The organism is Chromatium okenii, from assembly GCF_002958735.1.
GTDB lineage: Bacteria > Pseudomonadota > Gammaproteobacteria > Chromatiales > Chromatiaceae > Chromatium > Chromatium okenii_A.
In genome coordinates this window covers 429,422-450,561 of sequence record NZ_PPGH01000037.1, presented here as the reverse complement: position 1 = coordinate 450,561, position 21,140 = coordinate 429,422, and the positions used below count along the sequence as shown (strand labels likewise).

Here is a 21,140-nt window from a genome sequence, read left to right as displayed (position 1 = left end):
AATGAAAAAAATATTGATGATCGCTTTTCATTTTCCGCCAATTCTCGGCAGTAGCGGTATGCACCGTACACTAGGCTTTTCACGGTATCTTCCCGAATTTGGCTGGGAACCGATTGTGTTGACCGCACATCCATTTGCTTATGAAAACCAGCGCGAAGAACTGAATAAAGAAATCCCTATTGAATTACAAGTTGAACGCGCTTTTGCATTTGATGCAGCGCGTCATTTCTCTATTTTTGGGCGTTATCCACGCGCTTTAGCAGTTCCTGATCGTTGGGCAAGCTGGTATTTTGACGCTGTACGACGCGGCAAACAGCTTTTACGCCAACATCAGATTGATGCAATTTGGTCATCTTATCCAATTCCAACGGCTCATTCTATTGGTCTCGCATTACATCAATTTAGTGGCAAACCTTGGATTAGTGATTTTCGGGATCCAATGGCGCAAGAAGGTTATCCATCTGATCCAATTCTGAAGAATGCCTATATTGTATTGGAACGTGCAACAATTGAGCAATCAACAGCGGTGACATTAACAACGCCTGGTGCTGTTCGTCTTTACCATCAGCGGTATCCGCACTTTGTTGATAAAGTACATTTGCTCGAAAATGGATATGACGAAGAAACTTTCGTTGGTACTGAAGCAGGAGCGCCCTTAAATCCTGGCAAAATTACATTGTTACATAGTGGTATTGTCTATCCACAGGAACGCGATCCAACATCTCTTTTTACGGCACTGGCAACATTAAAAGAACGTAATCCTGAGTTAACAAATAGATTACGTTTGCGTTTCAGAGCACCGGCACATGAAGATTTACTTGTTGAATTAAGCAAGCGTTTTGGCATTACTGAATTGATTGAATTGATGCCGCCAGTTGGCTATCGAGAAGCATTAAACGAGATGTTAAGTGCTGACGCTTTGATGATCCTTCAATCTAATGGCTGCAACGATCAAATACCTGTAAAAATTTATGAATATCTGCGGGCTGGTCGTCCGATTATCGCTTTAACAGATGATGCTGGGGATACAGCCCAATTATTGAAAAAAGTTGGAATTGAAGCGATTGCTCCTCTCAACGACTCTGTGCGCATTGCTGATATGTTAGTTAGGGTAATCAGTAATTTTGACAAACAGTATCTTCCGTCTTTTGAAGTTATTCAGAATTTTTCTCGGAAAGGTCGAACATACCAGTTGGCTAGATTATTTGAAAAATTGTTATAAGCATTGATTGGCATGGTTGAAGCAGCAGTCGTTTAATGGTGGACAAAGCATGAGTCTTGAAAAATACAGAGCAAGCAGTTTAGAACAAGCGAGAACAGAAGACATCCTCCGGTTAATACCATCTAGTGGCAATATTGCGCTTGATATGGGGGCTCGTGACGGACATTTCTCTAAACTTTTAGCAGAGAAATTTAATTCAGTTGTAGCTCTTGATTTAGAAGTACCATCTATTAAACACTCTCGGATTAGATGCGTAAAGGGTGATGTATTATCGTTAAATTTTGACGACGCTTACTTTGATTTTGTATTTTGCGCTGAAGTTCTTGAGCATATCCCACCGCTAGCTCTAAAAAAAGCATGTTTAGAACTGGCTCGTGTCAGCAAAGACTACTTGTTGATAGGTGTTCCGTATAAACAAGACATTCGGGTGGGACGTACAACTTGTTATTCATGCGGTGGAAAAAATCCACCATGGGGACATGTGAATACATTTGACGAAAATCGTTTAAAACAACTATTTCCTCAATACGGGATAGAAAAAATATCATTTGTTGGAAAATCGAACGCTACAACTAATCTCCTCTCAACCTTTTTGATGGATTTAGCTGGTAATCCATATGGCACTTATGATCAAGATGAACCCTGCATTCACTGTGGCAAGAAATTAGTACCACCACCAAATAGAACGCTATTTAAAAAAGTAATAACAAAAAGTGCGTTCTATGCAAAAAAACTAAGTTACTGCACTCACTCGAACTGGATTCATGTACTTTTTCGTAAAATAAAGTAGTAAAAACTAAAATTAAACACATAATGAGCTTATCCAAACCAACAAGCATTCTACGTGGAACTTTATTCACTGTAGTCATGCGTTGGACTGATCGACTGATTGGGGTAATTAGTACACTTATACTTGCTCGTCTGCTCGTACCTGAAGATTTTGGCATCATTGCAATGGCTTCAATCTTTATTGGCTTAGTTGGTGTATTTCTTGATGTCGGTGTGCATGTTGCTTTAATTCAAAATAAAAATCCCTTACAATCCCATTACAATGCCGCTTGGACAATTCGATTAGGTCAAGTATTACTATCAGCTTCATTCGTATTTTTTTCTGCACCTTTTGCTGCTGATTATTATGGTGATGCGAGGGTTGTTCCGGTTATGCAGTGGATGGCACTCGGGCTGTTCATCGCGGGATTTGAGAACATTGGTACTATTAACTTTCAGAAAGAAATGCGGTTTGGTCTCGATTTTCAGTTCATGTTTTTCAAAAGAATTGCCAGTTTTATTATCACGATCACCGCAGCATTTATTATTGAAAACTACTGGGCACTCGTTATTGGAACTTTAGTTGGACGTATTGTAGGTGTGATATTAAGTTATTGGTTGCATCCAATGCGTCCACGTTTAAGTCTTGAAAAATTTGGCGAGATTTTTGGTATTTCACAATGGATGCTTGTTAGCAGTATCGGTGGTTATCTTGACAACAACTTGCATAAGTTTATTGTTGGTCGTCAAGCTGATTCGAGCACCATGGGTGCTTACACATTAGGCGATGAGATTTCAGGTCTTCCTACAAGTGAGTTATTAGCTCCGCTAAATCGCGTCTTGTTTCCAGCAATGGTTCAAGTGAAACATGATCGAACAGAACTGAAACGCCTTTTTTTGCTCCTCCAATCGGTACAAACAACCATTGCTATTCCCGTAAGCATAGGGTTGGCTCTAATTGCTTCAGATGTTGTTGCCGTACTCCTTGGTGAAAAATGGTTTGTGGTTGTTCCCTTTCTACAAATTTTGGCAATTGTGCATTCTATCAATGCAATCACCACAAGCTGTGGTTATATTTTACTTACACTTGGCTGGGTTCGCTATTCGGCAACAATCGCTTGGCTACAAGTAGTCTGTTTTATTGTGATTGCATTTTTATTACTACCTGATTCTAATGCTGTTGAAATTGCTGTAGCGCGAGTTATATCTGTATTGGTTGGCTTATCCGTTGTTTTTACGCTTTTATTGCGCGTGATGAAGAACATCAAATTATGGGAAATCATTCGCTCTATCAGCCGACCTGTAATAGCTACAATAGTGATGGCACTTTCGATCTTCTGGATCAAGACAGTAATAGTACTATCACCATTTTTTTCATTGGTAACTGAAATTATAGTCGGTGCATTTGTTTATGTATTTGCGCTTGGGTCGATTTGGTTACTATTTGGTCGCCCTGCGGGTGCTGAGTCCTATTTTACTGACAAGCTAATTGTTTTGCGTAGAGAAAACAATTAGAGTGGATGATATACGACACAAAAATCGATTGAAGTTGAAATCTGCAAAGTTAATTTTATTAGTGCTTCAATAAATAGCGATTTAATAACTGCTTGTATACCCTTTTCATTTAGCTTTTTCGTTAATATGCTTGGTGCAATCAACTAAGTGATGTTGTGGAATTCTACCTATGATTGACTACCACCTTCCAACAGATAAACTAAACGAGTTGCGTAATTTGCATCGGCATACCCGCAATAAACGAGAGGCTGACCGAATTAAAGCTGTCGTTCTTTTAGCCACAGGCTGGACTGCCGAACAAGTCGCCGAAGTCTTGCAAGTAGACCCTAATACTGTGCGCAATCATTTTAAGCGTTATCAGCAAGGCGGCATTGAATTACTTGTGCATATTGCTTTTCGTGGCTCAGAGTGTTTGCTTGACGATATAGAACTCGCTCTTCTCAACAACCACTTACAAGAAAACCTTTATCTGACGGCAAAAGAGATAGCTCATTGGGTTGAAAATATCTTTGAAGTGACCTATACCGAAAGCGGTATGACAGCACTGTTACATCGTCTTGGTTATGTTTATAAAAAACCGAAGTTGATTCCAGGAAAAGCTGATCCAGAAGCGCAAAAAGAATTTTTAGTTGAATACAAAAAGTCAAAGAAAACAAAGGCGAAGAAGACCCAATATACTTTATGGATGCGGTACATCCTCAACATAATCCAGTGATCTCCAATGCTTGGATTAAGCGTGGTGATGAACAAGAAATTCGTTCTAACACTGGTCGTAAACGTATCAACATTAACGGTGCTATGAGTCTGGATAAGCTAGAACCAGTCGTGCGTTATGACGACACAATCAATTCAGAATCTACTATTGCACTATTGAAACAATTGGAGCAGTTACATCCGACCGCTGCTGTAATCTACGTCATTTGTGACAATGCTCGCTATAATCGTTCAAAAGCGGTTAGTAAGTATCTTGAAACTTCACGAACTAAACTAATGTTTCTTCCACCTTATGCGCCAAACCTTAATCTTATTGAACGACTGTGGAAATTTTTCAAAAAGAAAATTCTCTACAACCGCTATTTTGAATCATTCAATGATTTCAAGTTTGCCTGTCAATCGTTTTTTAGTAACGCAAATCAATACCATGATGAAATACTGTCGTTAATGAGTGATAAGTTCGCTATTATCGGAGATTAAGAACCGAAAATCTGATATTAACTTGGTATAATAAGTTACATTAATCTTGTTGATCAAGGTACTGCCAAATTTTTATTTTTTTGAGGAAAATTAAAATGAATAGCGTAAAACAATATAACAGTGATTTTCAAAAACGGAGAGTTATAGGAGTATTTGCGCATAACGAAGAGAAAAACATCGTTCAATGTTTAGAGAGTTTGAAAATATGTGTTCGAAAAGATGATATCTGCGTAGTACTAAACAATGGAAGCAAAGACAACACTGCTTCTGTTGTTGAGTGCTTTATGAAAGAAAACGATTTTTGTCGTATTTTTACAACTGAAATTGGCGACAAAGCAAACGCTTGGAATTTCTTTATCCATGAACTAAAAATAGATGCTGATATATTCTATTTTTTAGATGGAGACTGCCAGATTTCACGCAATGCACTAGATAATTTAGAAGTGTGCCTTTCAGAAAATATTTTTGCAAATGCGGCAGCGGCACTCCCTTCTGTAAAGGTTTCTCCAAAATTCAGAGCAGAAATGATAAAAAATGGAGGTCTTGCGGGAAACCTTTATGCGTTGTCTAAGCGTTTTGTTGAAAATTTAAGATTAAATAATGTATATCTTCCTGTTGGTTTTATTGGCGATGACTCTCTTGTTGGTGCATTAGCATACTGGGATTTAAACACTCAAGGTGAGTGGGTTAAAGAAAAAATCATTACCTGTAGTAGTGCTGATTTTTGCTATACTCGATTATCCTTATTTTCATTAGCTGATATTCGTTTTTACTACAGAAGAAAATTTAGATATAGCTTGCGATATATTCAAATTGAGTTAATTAAACCAATACTGAAGCAAGAAGGACTAAAAGCAATACCTAATACCGTCGATGATATGTACAAAAATAAAATTTCCGAACTAAGAATCAAATGGAGAGGAGTTGATACTTTTTTTGATTATTTAGCAGTCAGTTATATTAAAAAATGTGTAAATAAACTGACTAAAAAAGGGAAGGGGTTGTAAATAATTTTATCCTTTTAAAAAATTAAGATTCGCCCTACTATATTGGGATCACTACCTAGATTTAAATTGGATATTCTGTTCATTTGATTAAATCAATGTGTCAAACAAGGTACAAGCAATGAATAAAGAAAGAATGATTTCTAACTACAAAAAAATCTTGAATTTTATTGGCTACGACTATCGCCACTGGACGCGACCAGTAATGTACGATGCGTGTACTAAATTATTAGTAGAAATTGGGGCAGAGAGTTTAGACGTGTTAGAAATTTCTGCTGGACAATATTGGAAAACGTTGCCTTTTCGTAGTTTCTCAGAAATGAATTATCCTGAGTATGATATATGTCGAGATACATTAAAGAAAAATTTTGATTTAATTATTGCCGATCAAGTTTTCGAACATCTATTGAGGCCTTATCAAGCTGCGCAGAATGTTTACTCAATGTTAAATCCTAATGGATATTTTCTTATTTCTACACCTTTTTTGATTAAGTATCACCCAATTCCCAATGATTGCACGCGCTGGACTGAAACAGGATTACGGTATTTTTTAGCGGAAGCTGGGTTTCCAATTGACGAAATTGTTACTGGGTCTTGGGGTAATCGTTCATGTGTGAAAGCTAACTTTAATCATTGGGCAAGGCGAGGATGGTTTGGCTCACTAAAAAATGAACAAGAGTTTCCTGTCACTGTTTGGGCATTGGCAAAGAAATATAATTAATTTTTCGAAAATTACTAGGGATTAACTAACAGGATAAAAACGACTTATATACTCTTCTCATTTAGTTTTTTCGTTAGAGTTTCGCTGTGATTAGTCAAGCGATGTTACGGAATCTCAACCGTGATCAACTGTAAGAAACGCCAGTTAACACGATAACATGTTGATTTTACTAATTGTACCGTGTTGGCTTCCCGAATAAATTGGTGTTTGTTCAATAGTTCGCGTCAGTAACATGGAGAATTACGGTAATTGTCAGGAACCGTATGATTATATTCCGCGACGCAGCTACCCACTGTTTTTAGCACGAGAGGCTTTGCAAGCCGTCATCACGGACATTCACCACCGCGCCCTACATCGCTAATCGGTTGGGCACTCAGAGGAGAATTGATGCTATGAACTTGAATTTACACAAAAATGCCCGCACAACTCCCGCGATCCGGCGTGAACTGCAACATTCCACTAAATCTGAGCGTGAACTCGCCCGCGAATATCATCTGAATCGAGCCACTGTGCGCAAATGGCGTCACCGCCAGACCACTGACGATGCGTCTCATTGTCCACATCATCTGCATACCACTTTGAAACCATTGGAAGAATTGATTGCAGTGGAGTTGCGCACAACGTTGTTGCTACCTATCGATGACTTGTTAGTCGTGCTCCGCACCTGTTTTAACCCCAAGGTGTCGCGCTCAGGGCTACAGCGTTGCTTACGTCGCCACCACGTCTCCAACCTTAAAGACTTGATTCCAAAAGAAGAAGGTGCGAAAAAACCGCCTAAACAGTTCAAAGATTACGCGCCCGGTTTTATCCACATTGATATTAAATACCTCCCTAAGATGCCGGATGAACAAGCCCATCGCTATCTTTTTGTCGCCATTGATCGGGCAACGCGTTGGGTCTATGCTAAGGTTTTTGTTCAGAAAACTGCCGCCAACGCCAGCGCGTTTCTCCAGCAAGTGATCGCTGCTGCCGCGTTTAAGATTGAAAAGGTGTTGACCGACAACGGTAAGGAGTTTACTGATCGTTTCTGCGCTACCGGCGAACGCGAACCGACTGGTCGCCATCGCTTTGATTTAGTTTGTAAAGAACACCAGATTGAGCATCGCCTAATTCCACCCTCGCATCCGCAAACGAACGGAATGGTCGAGCGATTTAACGGACGGATTGCCGAGGTGGTGGCGACGACGCGCTTTGATTCTGCACAAAATTTAGAAAAAACGCTGCACCATTATGTACAGATGTATAACCATCAGATACCCCAAAAAGCCCTTGGACATGTGTCACCGGTGCAAGCGTTGAAAAACTGGCAACAGAAAGAACCTGAACGCTTCAAAAAACAGGTCTACAATCTCTCGGGTCTTGACAGGTAATTACTGAGCGATAAGTTCGCTATTATCGGTGGATCAACTCAATTTTTAACATCAGTTTGGAGTACAACCCAATGAAAGAATTGAAGAAAAAAACTAAAAACACTTTCGATCACGGCACACGTCAAGAATTTGTTGACTATTATGCTGAAAAAAGTTTAACCGCTACCAGCGTTCAGCGTATGCAAGGAATTGCAAATTGTGTTAAGAGAAATTTAAAAAAACGTGGCATCTCTGGATGCCTTAATGTTGCTGATATTGGTTGTAATGCTGGTATTATGAGTTTGATTTGGGCGCGAGAAGGACACAGCGTTTACGGACTGGATGTTAATGCCGCACTTTTAGAAATTGCCAAGCAACGCGCTAATCAGGAAAATCTGAACATTGATTTTCAACTTGGTTCGGCAACTGAATTGCCTTGGGAAAACGAATCTATGGATGTGTGCATTGCACCTGAACTTTTAGAGCATGTAGCTGACTGGGAAACCTGTCTCAAGGAATTCGTGCGGATATTAAAACCTAGTGGTGTTCTTTTTGTGAGCACAACGAATAAACTATGCCCTATTCAAGAAGAATTTACGTTGCCTTTGTATAGTTGGTATCCAAGTTTATTAAAGCATCGCTTTGAAAACCTAGCAAGAACGACCCGTCCAGAAATAGCCGGTTATGCTACATATCCTGCGGTTAATTGGTTTAGTTTTTACCAACTGCGTCGAGAATTTTTGAAAATGGGTATGGACTCATTTGATCGATTCGATATTATGGATACTGAACAAAAATCTACCTATCAAAGATATATTATTCACACTGTTATAAGCAACTCAGTTTTACGTTGGCTGGGGCATGTTGCAAGTCCAGGTTTATCCATGTTAGCAATAAAAAAATGATATATTTCCATGCGTGATTTACTAGTTACTTGCTTTGTTTTACTTGGATGTATTTACACGTTAAAGAAACCATATATCGGTATTTTATTGTGGTCATGGTTAAGCTACATGAATCCACATCGCTTATCTTATGGTTTTGCTTATAGCATGCCATTTGCACAAGTGACAGCACTAACGTTATTTGTTTCAATGTTGTTTTCAAAAGAAAATAAAAAAATTCCAGTTAATTTAATTACTGTTCTGTGGATTATTTTTGTTTTATTTATGGGTATTACAACTGCTTTTGCCTACTTTCCAGAAAGTGCATTGGAGCAGTATGAAAGAATATTTAAAATCCAACTCGTGACATTCTTAACAATGATGCTCATCACCGACATGAGCAAGTTAAAACAGTTGCTGTGGGTGATCGTTTGTTCAATTGGATTTTTTAGTGTTAAAGGTGGTTTTTTTACAATTATGACGGCAGGAGGATACCGGGTTTGGGGACCAGCTGAAAGCTTTATTGCCGATAATAATGCTTTGGCAGTGGCTGTTTTAATGACTATTCCGCTCATGGTTTACTTATATCAAATTGCAACAAATAAATGGATCAAGTATGGACTTATGGGATCATCTGTTTTAAGTCTTTTTACGATTATCGGAAGTAACTCGCGGGGCGCACTTTTGGCGATTGTTGCGATTGGTTTGACCTATTGGCTTAAAAGCAAAAATAAACTTGGAACAGGCATCGTCATTGCAGTATTAGCTTTTTCTTTATTAAGTTTTGCGCCAGAATCTTGGTATCAACGGATGAATACCATTGAAAACCACGAAGAAGACGGTTCAGCAATGGGAAGAATTAACGCTTGGTGGTACGCTTTTAACGCCGCAAACGATAACTTACTGGGGGTCGGACTTAATAGCTGGAGTGCTGAGACTTTTGCACTTTACGCACCAGAACCCACGGATGTTCATGCCGCACATAGTATTTACTTTAGCGTACTTGCAGATCATGGTTGGATTGGTTTAGGAATGTTTTTGACTATTTTTTTATTAACTTGGCTAAAATTAAAAAGCATCATTAAAAAAACTGAAAAAAATCCTGACGCTAAGGAAATTTATTTACTGGCTAAAATGCTTCAGGTTAGCTTAATGGCGTATTTTGTAGGTGGCGCTTTTTTAAGTTTATCTTATTTTGACTTGCCTTGGCATCTTGTGAGTTTTGTCGTTTTAATCGAACGTTTCTACAATGAACAGTATTCGGTTAACAGTGTTAAGCAAACACCTTCACAATTCCCGACCACACCCCGATCGAAATAACGCAATTTGCCCCTGCGTTGTCATTTCCCAATCAAATTGTTCCGCATATTTTCTCACCGCTGCGCGATCAGGATAATCGCTGATTAACGATTGAATGCCCTCAACAAGCGCGGCAACACTTCGTTCACGCATAATGCGTCCAACAATAGGCAATTGCACCACTTCTGGTGTCCCGCCCACCGCAGTTGCGACCACTGGTGTTCCACACGCCATTGATTCAAGTAATACATTCGCCCAGCCCTCACGGCTAGAACACAATAACAATATATCTGCGGCGCTATACCAATCTTTCAATTCCGTTTGCGGACGCGCTCCCGCAAAAATCACTCGCTCAGAAACCGATAATGCTTGCGCTTGTTGACGCAAATGCTCGCGCTCTTCTCCTTCTCCAACAATTGCCAGCATTGCTTGCGGTAATTGTGCTAATGCTTCAATCGCAAGATGATGACCTTTTCTTTCGATTAAATATCCAACCGAAAGCAATAATTGACCCGTTGGCAGCCCCAACTTTAAGCGCGACTCTGCTTGATTCTGTGGAGTGAAACGCTGAAGATCAACGCCATTGCGCAGCACATGCGTTTTATTCATATCGCCGCCAAGTTGAATGAGCGTATCCGTTAATGCTTTGCATACGCCAATTGAACCCGTTGCGCGTTGTTCAGCCCACTGAATTAAACGACGCGGAATGACGTAACGCGGAATTAAATTGAGATCAGTGCCGCGAGCAGTGATAAACAACGGTTTGTTAAACCATTTTGCCAATAACGCCGCTGCAACACCATCAGGATAATAATAGTGCGCGTCAATGACATCAAAATCAAATCCGCTATGAATGAGATTCGCAACAGTGCGCCGCGCACCCAGCGCCAGCGTAAATGGCGCGATATTCATACCAATTTTTGGTGGTAATACATAGCGCGGATGCCATACCTCAATTCCGTGATGTTTTTCATAATTTGGGATTTGCGCAAATTGACTCCAACTGCCAAATCTCTGATGTTTGAATGGAAACCAAGGCACTGGCGCAATCACGCGAGTTTCCACTTCACCGCTGGCGAGCAGATATTTTAAGCGCGTTTCCACAAAGATGCCGTGTCCGGGACGAATGCAATTGGGATAAAGCGTTGAAAATAATAGTGTGCGAATTGGGCGTGTCATAGCCAGCAACCGTTAAATGGTTATCGAAGAAAAAGAATATCCGTTAATATCACATCTTCTACTTTTAATTGCCGAGAATTGCTCATGTGTGGAATTGTTGGTGCGATTGCGCAACGCCCAGTTGCAGCCATTTTGCTCGAAGGTCTGCGGCGGCTGGAATACCGTGGTTATGATTCTGCCGGAATTGCGGTACTGGCCGCGCCGGAAATGCTGAACCGCGCCCGCACGCTCGGCAAGGTGGCGCGGTTGAGTGAAGCAGTGGCGGCGCAACCGCTGCCCGGCACGCTCGGCATCGCGCACACCCGCTGGGCGACGCACGGAGCGCCAGCGACGCACAACGCACATCCGCACATTTGCCGCGACCGTTGTGCAATTGTGCACAACGGCATCATCGAAAACCACGAAACGCTGCGCCGCGAGCAGACTGCGGCCGGTCATCGGTTCACTTCCGATACTGATACTGAAGTCGTCGTTCATGCACTGTATGACGCGCTGACCGCTGGCGCAGATTTGATCGACGCGGTGCGGCAAGTGACTGCGCATTTGCAAGGCGCTTATGCGCTGGGCGTGATTGATACCCACGATCCCGAGCATTTGGTTGCAGCGCGGCAAGGCAGCCCGCTGGTGATTGGCGTTGGTTTTGGTGAGCATTTCATCGCCTCCGACGTGTTCGCGCTGCTGCCCGTGACGAATCGCTTTATCTTTTTAGAAGAAGGCGACATCGCCGAGTTGACCCGCGAGCAGGTGCGGATTTGGAACCGTGACGGCGTTCTGGTGGAGCGTCCGGTGAAAACCTCCGCCGTCAATGCCGATGCAGCCGAACGCGGCGCGTATCGCCATTTCATGCTGAAAGAAATTTTCGAGCAACCTCAAGCCATTGCCGCCACGTTGGAAGGGCGATTGTTGGCGGATCGCGTGCTGCCGGAGAGTTTTGGCAATCAGGCTGCCGCGCTGTTTGCGCAGTTGCAAGCCGTCACCATTGTCGCCTGCGGCACCAGTTATCACGCTGCGCTGGTCGCCCGCAATTGGATCGAAGCGATTGCTGGGCTGCCGTGTCAGATCGAAGTCGCCAGCGAATACCGCTATCGCGCCCACGTTGTCCTGCCGAATACGCTGTTTGTGACCATTTCGCAATCCGGCGAAACTGCCGACACGCTCGCAGCGCTGCGGCTGGCGCAAACCTCCGGCTACACGACCACGCTGGCGATTTGCAACGTGCCGGAAAGTTCGCTGGTGCGCGAATCAGATTTGGTGCTGCTCACTCGCGCGGGGCCGGAAATTGGCGTCGCGTCCACCAAAGCGTTCACCACCCAATTAACTGCGCTGCTGCTGTTGACGGTGACGTTGGGGCGCGAGCGGCGACTGGATGCAGCGGGCGAGGCGCAACTCGTGCGGCTGCTGCGCACTTTGCCGAGCAAAATCGAAGCGGTGTTGGCGTTGGATAACCAAATTGCGGTGCTGGCCGAGCAGTTCGTGGACAAGCAACACACGCTGTTTCTGGGGCGCGGCGAGCAGTATCCGATTGCGATGGAAGGCGCGTTGAAATTGAAGGAAATTTCCTACATTCACGCCGAGGCTTATCCCGCTGGCGAATTGAAACACGGACCGCTGGCGCTGATTGACGAAGAGATGCCGGTGGTCGTGGTTGCGCCGAACAACGCGCTGCTCGAAAAGCTCAAATCCAATTTGGAAGAAGTTCGCGCTCGCGGCGGTCAACTGTTTGTGTTTGCTGATTTTCAGGTGCCACTGGACGAAGGGCACGGCGTGACGGTGATTCGGTTGCCAGAAACCGACAATCTGCTCGCGCCGCTGGTGTTTACCGTGCCGCTGCAATTGCTGGCGTATCACGTCGCCGTGCTCAAAGGCACCGATGTTGACCAACCGCGCAATTTGGCCAAATCGGTCACGGTTGAATAAAGCCGTAGGTTGGGTTGCCGCTGTTGGCAACCCAACAACTGCCGCCAATATCACAGCAATTGAATTGCACTGTTATTGCATGAATAAGTCGTTTTTTCATGCTTTGTTATTGAGTTGACTGCGTCAACCCAACCTACGATTGATGCCTCATGTTTAATTCATGCACCCACATTGCCGTTGCGCCTGCGACTGCGCTCGGCATTAAAATAAAGTTAATGATCGGAACCATTCCCATCACTGCGACTGCGCTGCCAAAACTCAAACTTAAACCGCGCTGTTTCCGTAACCGCTGCCGCAATTCAGCAAACTTCACGCCGTGATTGCCCATCGGATAATCTGCGTATTCAACTGCGAGCATCCACGCTGTATACAAAAACCATAGCAATGGTCCAACGACTGGTACAAATAACAAGAATAAAAATGGAATTGCCCACAGCAGCGCATACAGGATTTTGCCCACTTCATCGCGCAAGGTTGGTAATAAATCGGCGAGCAATTGCGTTCCTTCATTGCCTTGAATCAGCGGTTGATCGGTTAAAAACAATTCGACTTTTTCCGCCAATAATCCATTAAAGGGTGACGCAATGAGATTGGCAACTAAACTGAAGCTGTAAAATACTACGATAAATAGCAAGGCAATAAATAACGGCCACAATAACCAATCTAACCACTGCAACCAACTTGGTACACTAGCATGAAATTGCAGGATCAATGCTTCAAACTGCATGATGCCAACGTAAATTGCGGCAATAAATACGACGATGTTAATCAGTAGCGGCATTAAAACAAACCGCCGTAAACCCGGGCGGGTGATTAACCACATGCCTTGAAATAAGTAGCCAGCACCAGAAATTGTTGGTATTGCCATCATCGTTCCTCGTGGAATGAACTTATTAACAATTGTCGGTTGGGTTGACTCTGTCAACCCAACCTACGGAATGAACAAATCAGATGAAACTGCGCAGCACTTCTGCCAGCTTTTCGGGCGCTTCCAATAATGGGTTATGCCCAATTCCATCAAAAATACGCAGCGTCGTTGCGGGGCGCAAGTGCAGCACTTGCTGCGCTAATTCCAGAAATTTCTGATCTGCGCCACCAACCAGCCAGTGTAATTGCCCGGAAAATTGCGCCAACGTCGCCCAAGTGCTCGGCATTTCCGCTAAACCCAGCCGTTCTAAACAGCTCGCTAAACCCTCGGCTTGATGTTGCAACCGCCCGGCGCGTTGGCGGGCAAGAATGGCTGGCGGTAAATGGCGCTGCGTCGTAAACAGCGGTTGCTGTGCCCAGTTGTCCACAAATGCGGCGAGTCCTTCGCTGCGTAACTGCTTGATCCATAATTGATCTGCGTGACGACGCTGCTCGCGCTGGGCTGCATCGGTCAAGCCCGGATGCGCGGCGATGATGGTGGCAGCGCGAAAACGTGCGGGCGCGGCTTGCAGCAAACCAAGTGCCAGCCGTCCGCCAAATGAATAGCCGATCACGCGGTCGATGCTGGGCGGAAGGCGTTGCAATAGCAGGTTGATTTCGTGAGAGAAATCGCCGAGCGGTGCGGGTTGATGGTCGTGTCCGGGCAGAGCGAGCGCGAGCACTGCGGAATGATTGCCGACGAGCGGTTGCCAATCCTGCCGACTGCCGGTGAATCCGTGCAGCAGCAGGCAACGCGGCGTATTCAGGGCGCGACCTCAATGGCTTTGTCGCGGGCAATTAACGCATAGGCAGAATGGTTATGAATAGATTCAAAGTTTTCTGCTTCAACGATATAGGCTGCGACGCGCACATCATCATTTAAGCGTTTAGCTACATCGCGCACCATATCCTCAACAAACTTGGGATTTTCATAGGCGCGTTCAGTCACAAACTTTTCATCGGGGCGCTTTAATAAGCCGAATAGTTCTGATGATGCTTCCTGTTCAACCATTTCAATGATTTCTTCTAACCAAATGAAATCTTGAGCGCGAATTTGCACGGTGACATGTGAACGCTGATTGTGTGCGCCATAACGCGAAATTTCTTTGGAACAGGGACACAAACTGGTCACGGGAATTTGCACTTTAATTTCTAAAGTGGGTTGTCCATGACAAATTTCGCCAATGAAAGTGACATCGTAATCAAGCAGACTTTCCACTCCTGAAACCGGCGCTTTCTTATTGATAAAATACGGGAAGCGCATTTCAATATGCCCAGCTTCGGATTCTAAACGCGCAGACATTTCGGTCAGCATGTCTTTGAATGAATCAACGCTAATCTCGCGTTCGTGATTATTCAATATCTGCACAAAACGCGACATGTGTGTGCCTTTGAAATCATGCGGCAAATACACATACATATTGAACGTGGCGACAGTGTGTTGTTCATTTCCGTTACGTTCACGCACACGCACCGGATGACGAATATCTTTAATGCCGACTTTGTCAATAGCGATGTGACGGGTATCGGCGCTGCCTTGTACATCAACCATTTCAGCGGTTGAAGTGTTACAGCAGGTCGATTCAAGCGAATGATCCATGAGTGTTTATCCAATTAAAAAAGCAACGGCATTTAATTTGGGGGTCAATTGCCGTTAAAAAAGTGCTGCGCAGTTGGTCGTGGTCACAGCCAACTGCGGCAGATTTAACTTTTGCGCCCTTCAAGTGCGCCCGCAATCCAGCGCAGCGGTTCTGCGCCAGCCGGAAAAATCGCAATCGCAGTTAGCGCCTGCGCGGTGAGATCGCTGACCATTTCTTTGGCGGCTGCCAGCCCAACCAATGATGGATAGGTAGCTTTATCCAGCACTTGATCGCGCCCAGCGGTTTTGCCAATCGCCGCAGTTTCGCCTTCCACATCAAGCACATCGTCCTGAATTTGAAACGCCAGCCCGAGGCATTTGGCGTAACGATCTAAACGTTCCGCGTGATCGGGATTGATCGCGGGATCAGCCAAAATGCCCATTTGTACGGCGGCACGAATTAGCGCCCCAGTTTTGTGAATGTGAATGTGCTCCAACATGGTCACATTCAATTGTTTTCCTTCTGCTTCTAAATCAAGTGCTTGTCCGCCAACCATGCCGCGAGAACCGCTGGCGCGAGCAAGTTGTTCAATCATTGCGACGCGGATGCGCGGGTCTAAATCCCCGGCTTCGGCGAGTGCCTGAAATGCCAGCGTTTGCAGCGCGTCGCCCGCCAAAATCGCCGTGGCTTCGTCAAATGCGCGGTGACAAGTGGGGCGACCACGGCGTAAATCGTCATCGTCCATCGCTGGTAAATCGTCGTGAATCAATGAGTAAGCGTGAATGAATTCAATCGCGCAGGCCGGACGATCCAAACGCGCAGCGGGAATGTCGAGTGCTGCGCCGGTGGCGTAAGTCAGCAGCGGACGAATCCGTTTGCCGCCGCCGAGCACGGAATAACGCATCGCTTCGTGCAGACGCACCGGTTGCACATTGACGCGAGGCAGCAGGTCATCAAGGGCAGATTCGAGACGCGCTTGGCAGTGCGTCCGGTAGGCTTCTAAATTGTTGGCAATCATTGGCGCTCGTCGGATTGATGCTCGGCGCGATGCCGAGTTGCGGTAAATAGGGAAATGGTGAGCAGTGATTTTAATCAGCGATTTATCAATAAGCTACTGTTAGACCAAATCAACGCTCAAACTGCTGCGTCCATGCGCATTTTTCCGCTGAATAAAATTGTTGAGATTCACTGCTGCTGCTCCAATTACGCTGATGCGTATTGATTAAACATTGTTGTCAATTAGCATCAGCATAAAAATTGCTCAAGATGCCAGCGCATAACCGATGTTTTCTAATGAAATACTCGGCAATTGGTCGGAACCAAAAATTTGTTTAGCATCAAGAATTTCAATGCCAATGAGTGTTTCACCGGGACCGATATTAAGCGCCACTTCGTCGTTAAGACGTAACGTTCGACATTCACAACTGCCTTCCAGCAGACGAATATACAGCGCGTCAATTTCAGAGTCATAGCTTATTTTCATAAACGATTCTCATTGTGTACATAGTTTCGATACGCTGCCAGCGTCGCTGCAATCACCGCTTCGTCAACCAATGGAAAGGTTGCCAGAATATGCGCGAATTCGTCATCCGTTAATCCGTATAAATGCGCAATTAACCCGTCAAGTTCGGCGCGTAATTGGGCGCGTTCATTTGCATCATTAACGCCGTCACGATGTGATTCTAAACCAACCGCCGCTGCCAATTCATCGAATTCTGGCGTGATACAAATGAGCTGTGCTGCGCGATGAACAATCGGCAAAAATGCTGGATCGGTTGCAGTGAGGCGGGGAATTGGCATATTGTATACAAAGAAAAAAGAGACATGCGACGTAACACGCTGCCGGAACAAATAATCAAGAACAAAACTGTTCAATACGGCAATCAAAAAAATACGCTCTCGATGATTGATATTTGTACAGTTATAAATAATCTTGTCATTTTTTATCGAGTCAAAAAATACGTTTTCTAAACTAACCGTATGTGGACAAAATCGATTTGGAGAAAGAATTGTTCCAATAAAAGTTCTTTCGTTTGTACTGGCAGAAACATCGCGGAAAGCAAGTCGATAACTTTCATAATCAAGCTGCATCATTTCTGGTTTTACTTCAGCAGAAACCGTTGATGCAGTAATTAGTTTTTTAGCTTGTTTTATTCGTGCTGTAATTAAATCAGAACGAGCTTCATTTTCGTTTAACCAATACTTTGGCTGTCCATGATCCGCAGTAAATTGATGAAAATGTTTCCCTTCATATAATGGCAACCGCCCAGCGCCTGGCTCCGTTTTGAATAAATGGCTGTCGTTGGTCATGTGAAATTCATTCGTTAAACGCAGATTCCAAGTGCCTTCAATCGTTTCACCGAGCAGCGGAAACTTCAGCATCTTTTCCGCAATTTGCATATCAATTGCACTTTTGAATTCCATCACCGAATGCGAATCGGGCGACAACCGGCGGATCAATTCAATGGGCAATTGCAAACCCATCTGCGCTGGGAATGTCGCCAATTCTGCTACTTTATGGCGCATAAACGCAGCCGGGAATTGTATCGTTGAACCACCCTTTGCAAACGTCAATACCACAAACTTAAAACTACGATGGACGCCCTCAAAAATCTCTTCTCGATTTTCAAAGCAAAATAAACCCGTCACCTGATTCTGATTGAATAACAAATCCCGCAAACCTTTTGCGCCCAAATCGGTATAAATTCCCGACGGAATGACAATTCCACACTCGCCGCCATCGCGCAGCAAATTCGCGCATTGCTCCACGAATAACTTATACAAATTGATGTCGCTGCCGGTCTTTTTACCATTCACCACTGCCGATTGAAACTTGAATTGCGGCGCAGCACGAAACCACGCTGATTGATGCGCAAAGGTCGATAAATACGCCAGCCACAAATCCCGAACGGCTTCATCAACTAATAACTTATCTTGTTCCTTCTCGAATTCTTTAATCGTCATCTTATTCTTCGTCACCACCGCTGAATGCTCCTGAAAAAACTCCTTTGCATTCGGCTTCACAATTTCCCACGGCGGATTGGTAATCATCGCATCAAAACCACCGCGAGCTAATACCTCATCGAATTCAAACCCCAATGAAACGGACGCAGCGATTCAATATCAGCAATAAGCAATTTGCGCTTCGTCGGCTTGCCCATCTTATTCTTGGCTGCATCCCAATTTGCCTGCTCAAACCGCACACCAGCCTGATCCATTGCATTTAATAAAATCTCATTCAACACCGCTTGCGCCGCTGCCTTATGGGATTCAATCTCGCATTTAATCGTCGCCAGCGCCTCGCTACTCATTTTTGCATCATCACCGCGATACAGCGCAATCAACCGATTCTTTTCATTCACCATCTCGCGGTAAGTTGAAGTGCGAAAAAGATCGCCAGTCTTATTTTTAATCTTCTCATGTTTCTCATAATCAGCGGCGTTAACGTGCATTAACCCAATCAACGAATTACCGGCAACGATATTAAAATCAATGTTCGGCAACGGCTCCAATTGCTCCACCGTCTGCGCCGATGACACCAACGCCAAAAACAGCCGCAATTTAGCAATTTCAACTGCCTCCTCGTGAATCTCCACGCCAAATAGATTATCAGTGATGATGGTGCGTTTAATGAAATACGCCAAACTTTTATGCGCAGTTTCCCACTGCGTCACAATGGCCAGCAATTCGGGATCATTGAGCTGTTTAATTTTCTCAATCAACGCCGAATAAATGTTAATCAGCGTTTTCATCGCTGCCACCAAAAACGCCCCAGAACCGCAAGCTGGATCAAGCAATTTTAACTTAGGCAATAACTGCAACAATTCCCGACATAAATCCACATCCAAATGCAAAATCAAATCATTCAAACTCTCAAACTTGCGCCCAGCCGCTACTGGCAAAGCAAATGGATGTTCTGTATTAAAATGCGCCAAAATTAGCCCATGAATCGTGCGCTCGCACAAATAATTGGTAATTTCTGGGCGCGTATAATATGCACCGAACGCCTTTTGATTCACATACTTTTCAAAAATATAACCCAACACATCGGGATTGATTTCGTTATCCTGTCCGCCCGGCGCATCATCCAGATGCCACGAATAACTGGAAAATAACTTAAACAGATTTTCAAACGCAGCATCAGGAATTTGCAACGTGTCCTTGTATTGCATTTCCAACCGATGCGGCAAAAATAAACCGCCATTCAAAAAGCGAATCTCCCCAATCAACGCCTGCGTCTTTGCACTGCGCTTTTCTTTCGGCAACGCAAAACCCTCAAAAAACAACGCCTGTAAAAACTCGCTGTAAAACAAATCAACGCCGCGTTGACGACTGCTTGCCAGCTTATTCACCAAATAATTGAGATTACCGCCATCAAGAAAATGTTTGCGCTGTAAAAACCAAATAAACATCAACCGATTCATCACAATTGATGCCAGCCAAGCGCGATCTTTTTCATTTGTAACACCAGCAATCAGCTCAATAAAAACCAACCGCTGCGCTGCATATTCCTTAAAAAAAGCCTTGGTGACGCGCTCCACATCCAATGCCGCAGTCATGCGAGCGAGCAATTGCGCCAATGGATACTGACCGTTCTCATCTAATGTATTAATATCAACCACAATTCCCGACAATTTAGATAAAAACAAATCGCCCGGTTGTCCTTTCACATACAGATGCTCACGCGGAAATTGTCGCTTTTCATCGCGGCGCATCCATAACCACAAACTCTGCGTGATTGCATTCATTTGATCGACAAAAATCACCAAATTTTCATGCGCCTTCTTTGTTAATTCCCATGAATTGCTAAACGCATCTCACGCTCTGGCAAACCGTCCACTAAAAACGCCACCACGCCAGACATCTCAGCAATCGCTTTTATCTGAAATGATTACCTTGCGCAGTCATCAAAAACGGCTGGTCATGCGTATACGACCATCCGAGTTCTTCAATAAATAACGCGGTAAAATTAAAATTTTGCAGATGATCGCGCAGCCGTTCAATTTGGAGTTTGTCCATTTAGTGAATACTCAAAAAATTAAAATGATGGTGCGTTAATGATGTGCATTAACGCACAAAATTGCTTAATTGACAATCTGCGGTTTATTCTTCTGAAGTATTTGACGCATCCATTGGATAATCATCGTTAAAAATCTGCGCCACTGAATAGGGGCAACTGGTCGGAAAAGTCTTTAATGGCAAGCGCGTTTCCCGATGTGCTAAATCAACTGCATCAGGATAAGCAGCAGCAATGGTGTCAGTTAATACGGATTGAAGACCGGGTGATTGACGTAATAGCACCGCAATTTTTTTACGCTGTTCGATGATCGTCATACGCCAACTGCGTCCATCGAATTCACGCCAGCGTTCGGAAAGCGTTTGATATTGATACTCCCATTTTAATAAATGCGCGAGCAGCGTTAACAAACGGCTCTGCAATTCGCGGCGCTCCGTTTTACTCATATCGCTCAACTCTTCCACCAGATGTTCAATATCCAACTCTGCATAATTCCGCGAGCGCAATAATTCAGCATTGCGTTGTGCCCAAGCAGAATAATCTTTTTCATATAGCATACTGAGTTCAGTCATCAATTTCTCCGCA

Annotated in this window: 21 protein-coding genes; 11 read left to right on the top strand and 10 right to left on the bottom strand. The window is 44.0% G+C overall.

Features of this window, described 5'->3' with window-relative positions:
• Position 1: 1 nt before the first annotated feature.
• The 10 genes from CXB77_RS13985 to CXB77_RS13945 all read left to right on the top strand — a co-directional run bounded on the left by CXB77_RS13985 (position 2) and on the right by CXB77_RS13945 (position 9,977).
• Positions 2–1,222 (top strand): glycosyltransferase, encoded by a 1,221-nt coding sequence (locus CXB77_RS13985; protein ID WP_105074387.1) that lies wholly within the window; start codon positions 2–4, stop codon positions 1,220–1,222.
• A gap of 49 nt (positions 1,223–1,271) precedes the next feature.
• Positions 1,272–2,012, top strand: coding sequence for a class I SAM-dependent methyltransferase (locus tag CXB77_RS13980; protein WP_105074386.1), 741 nt, complete (start codon positions 1,272–1,274; stop codon positions 2,010–2,012).
• A 23-nt stretch (positions 2,013–2,035) separates the two neighbouring features.
• On the top strand, positions 2,036–3,505 hold the full coding sequence (locus CXB77_RS13975) for a lipopolysaccharide biosynthesis protein (protein ID WP_105074385.1): 1,470 nt from the start codon (positions 2,036–2,038) through the stop codon (positions 3,503–3,505).
• A 169-nt stretch (positions 3,506–3,674) separates the two neighbouring features.
• Positions 3,675–4,220 (top strand): helix-turn-helix domain-containing protein, encoded by a 546-nt coding sequence (locus tag CXB77_RS22150; protein WP_242445721.1) that lies wholly within the window; start codon positions 3,675–3,677, stop codon positions 4,218–4,220.
• Entirely contained in the window at positions 4,187–4,699 is a 513-nt protein-coding gene (locus CXB77_RS22145) for an IS630 family transposase (RefSeq protein ID WP_242445720.1), read from the top strand. Before CXB77_RS22150 ends, CXB77_RS22145 begins: the two co-directional genes overlap by 34 nt.
• A gap of 95 nt (positions 4,700–4,794) precedes the next feature.
• Complete coding sequence (locus tag CXB77_RS13965) at positions 4,795–5,706, top strand: glycosyltransferase family 2 protein (RefSeq protein WP_105074384.1); 912 nt, start codon at positions 4,795–4,797, stop codon at positions 5,704–5,706.
• 118 nt (positions 5,707–5,824) lie between these two features.
• A complete protein-coding gene (locus CXB77_RS13960) occupies positions 5,825–6,424 on the top strand; it encodes a class I SAM-dependent methyltransferase (protein WP_105074383.1) in 600 nt (199 codons plus the stop codon).
• A gap of 392 nt (positions 6,425–6,816) precedes the next feature.
• Positions 6,817–7,794 (top strand): IS481 family transposase, encoded by a 978-nt coding sequence (locus tag CXB77_RS13955; protein ID WP_105074382.1) that lies wholly within the window; start codon positions 6,817–6,819, stop codon positions 7,792–7,794.
• Between the two features lie 71 nt (positions 7,795–7,865).
• Positions 7,866–8,678, top strand: a complete 813-nt coding sequence (locus CXB77_RS13950) for a class I SAM-dependent methyltransferase (RefSeq protein ID WP_105074381.1) — start codon at positions 7,866–7,868, stop codon at positions 8,676–8,678.
• 9 nt (positions 8,679–8,687) lie between these two features.
• Positions 8,688–9,977, top strand: coding sequence for a putative O-glycosylation ligase, exosortase A system-associated (locus CXB77_RS13945; RefSeq protein ID WP_105074380.1), 1,290 nt, complete (start codon positions 8,688–8,690; stop codon positions 9,975–9,977).
• Here CXB77_RS13945 and CXB77_RS13940 read toward each other — a convergent pair.
• Complete coding sequence (locus CXB77_RS13940) at positions 9,945–11,135, bottom strand: glycosyltransferase family 4 protein (RefSeq protein WP_105074379.1); 1,191 nt, start codon at positions 11,133–11,135, stop codon at positions 9,945–9,947. The two genes, CXB77_RS13945 and CXB77_RS13940, sit on opposite strands and share 33 nt — an antisense overlap.
• An 84-nt stretch (positions 11,136–11,219) precedes the next feature.
• On the opposite strand from CXB77_RS13940, the gene glmS reads away from it, so the two are divergent.
• On the top strand, positions 11,220–13,052 hold the full coding sequence (gene glmS / locus CXB77_RS13935) for a glutamine--fructose-6-phosphate transaminase (isomerizing) (protein WP_105074378.1): 1,833 nt from the start codon (positions 11,220–11,222) through the stop codon (positions 13,050–13,052).
• A 133-nt stretch (positions 13,053–13,185) separates the two neighbouring features.
• Here glmS and cysZ read toward each other — a convergent pair whose 3' ends face one another.
• The 9 genes from cysZ to CXB77_RS13895 form a co-directional block, all read right to left on the bottom strand.
• Positions 13,186–13,920, bottom strand: coding sequence for a sulfate transporter CysZ (gene cysZ / locus CXB77_RS13930; protein ID WP_105074377.1), 735 nt, complete (start codon positions 13,918–13,920; stop codon positions 13,186–13,188).
• A gap of 79 nt (positions 13,921–13,999) precedes the next feature.
• A complete protein-coding gene (locus CXB77_RS13925) occupies positions 14,000–14,701 on the bottom strand; it encodes an alpha/beta fold hydrolase (protein WP_105074376.1) in 702 nt (233 codons plus the stop codon).
• Positions 14,702–14,721: 20 nt separating this feature from the next.
• Positions 14,722–15,558, bottom strand: a complete 837-nt coding sequence (folE2, locus tag CXB77_RS13920) for a GTP cyclohydrolase FolE2 (protein WP_105074375.1) — start codon at positions 15,556–15,558, stop codon at positions 14,722–14,724.
• A 104-nt stretch (positions 15,559–15,662) separates the two neighbouring features.
• Complete coding sequence (ispA, locus tag CXB77_RS13915; protein WP_105074374.1) at positions 15,663–16,556, bottom strand: (2E,6E)-farnesyl diphosphate synthase; 894 nt, start codon at positions 16,554–16,556, stop codon at positions 15,663–15,665.
• A gap of 243 nt (positions 16,557–16,799) precedes the next feature.
• On the bottom strand, positions 16,800–17,021 hold the full coding sequence (locus CXB77_RS13910; RefSeq protein ID WP_105074373.1) for a DUF2283 domain-containing protein: 222 nt from the start codon (positions 17,019–17,021) through the stop codon (positions 16,800–16,802).
• Positions 17,018–18,637: an Eco57I restriction-modification methylase domain-containing protein gene (locus CXB77_RS13905; RefSeq protein ID WP_146108829.1), complete on the bottom strand. Its 1,620-nt coding sequence runs from the start codon at positions 18,635–18,637 to the stop codon at positions 17,018–17,020. Before CXB77_RS13905 ends, CXB77_RS13910 begins: the two co-directional genes overlap by 4 nt.
• Positions 18,610–20,304, bottom strand: coding sequence for a DNA methyltransferase (locus CXB77_RS13900; RefSeq protein WP_146108828.1), 1,695 nt, complete (start codon positions 20,302–20,304; stop codon positions 18,610–18,612). Before CXB77_RS13900 ends, CXB77_RS13905 begins: the two co-directional genes overlap by 28 nt.
• A gap of 112 nt (positions 20,305–20,416) precedes the next feature.
• Positions 20,417–20,557, bottom strand: a complete 141-nt coding sequence (locus tag CXB77_RS19865) for a hypothetical protein (RefSeq protein WP_172452680.1) — start codon at positions 20,555–20,557, stop codon at positions 20,417–20,419.
• Between the two features lie 84 nt (positions 20,558–20,641).
• The gene (locus CXB77_RS13895; RefSeq protein ID WP_105074370.1) at positions 20,642–21,127 is read right to left on the bottom strand and encodes a DUF29 domain-containing protein; all 486 of its coding nucleotides are present in this window, start codon (positions 21,125–21,127) and stop codon (positions 20,642–20,644) included.
• Between the last annotated feature and the right edge of the window lie 13 nt (positions 21,128–21,140).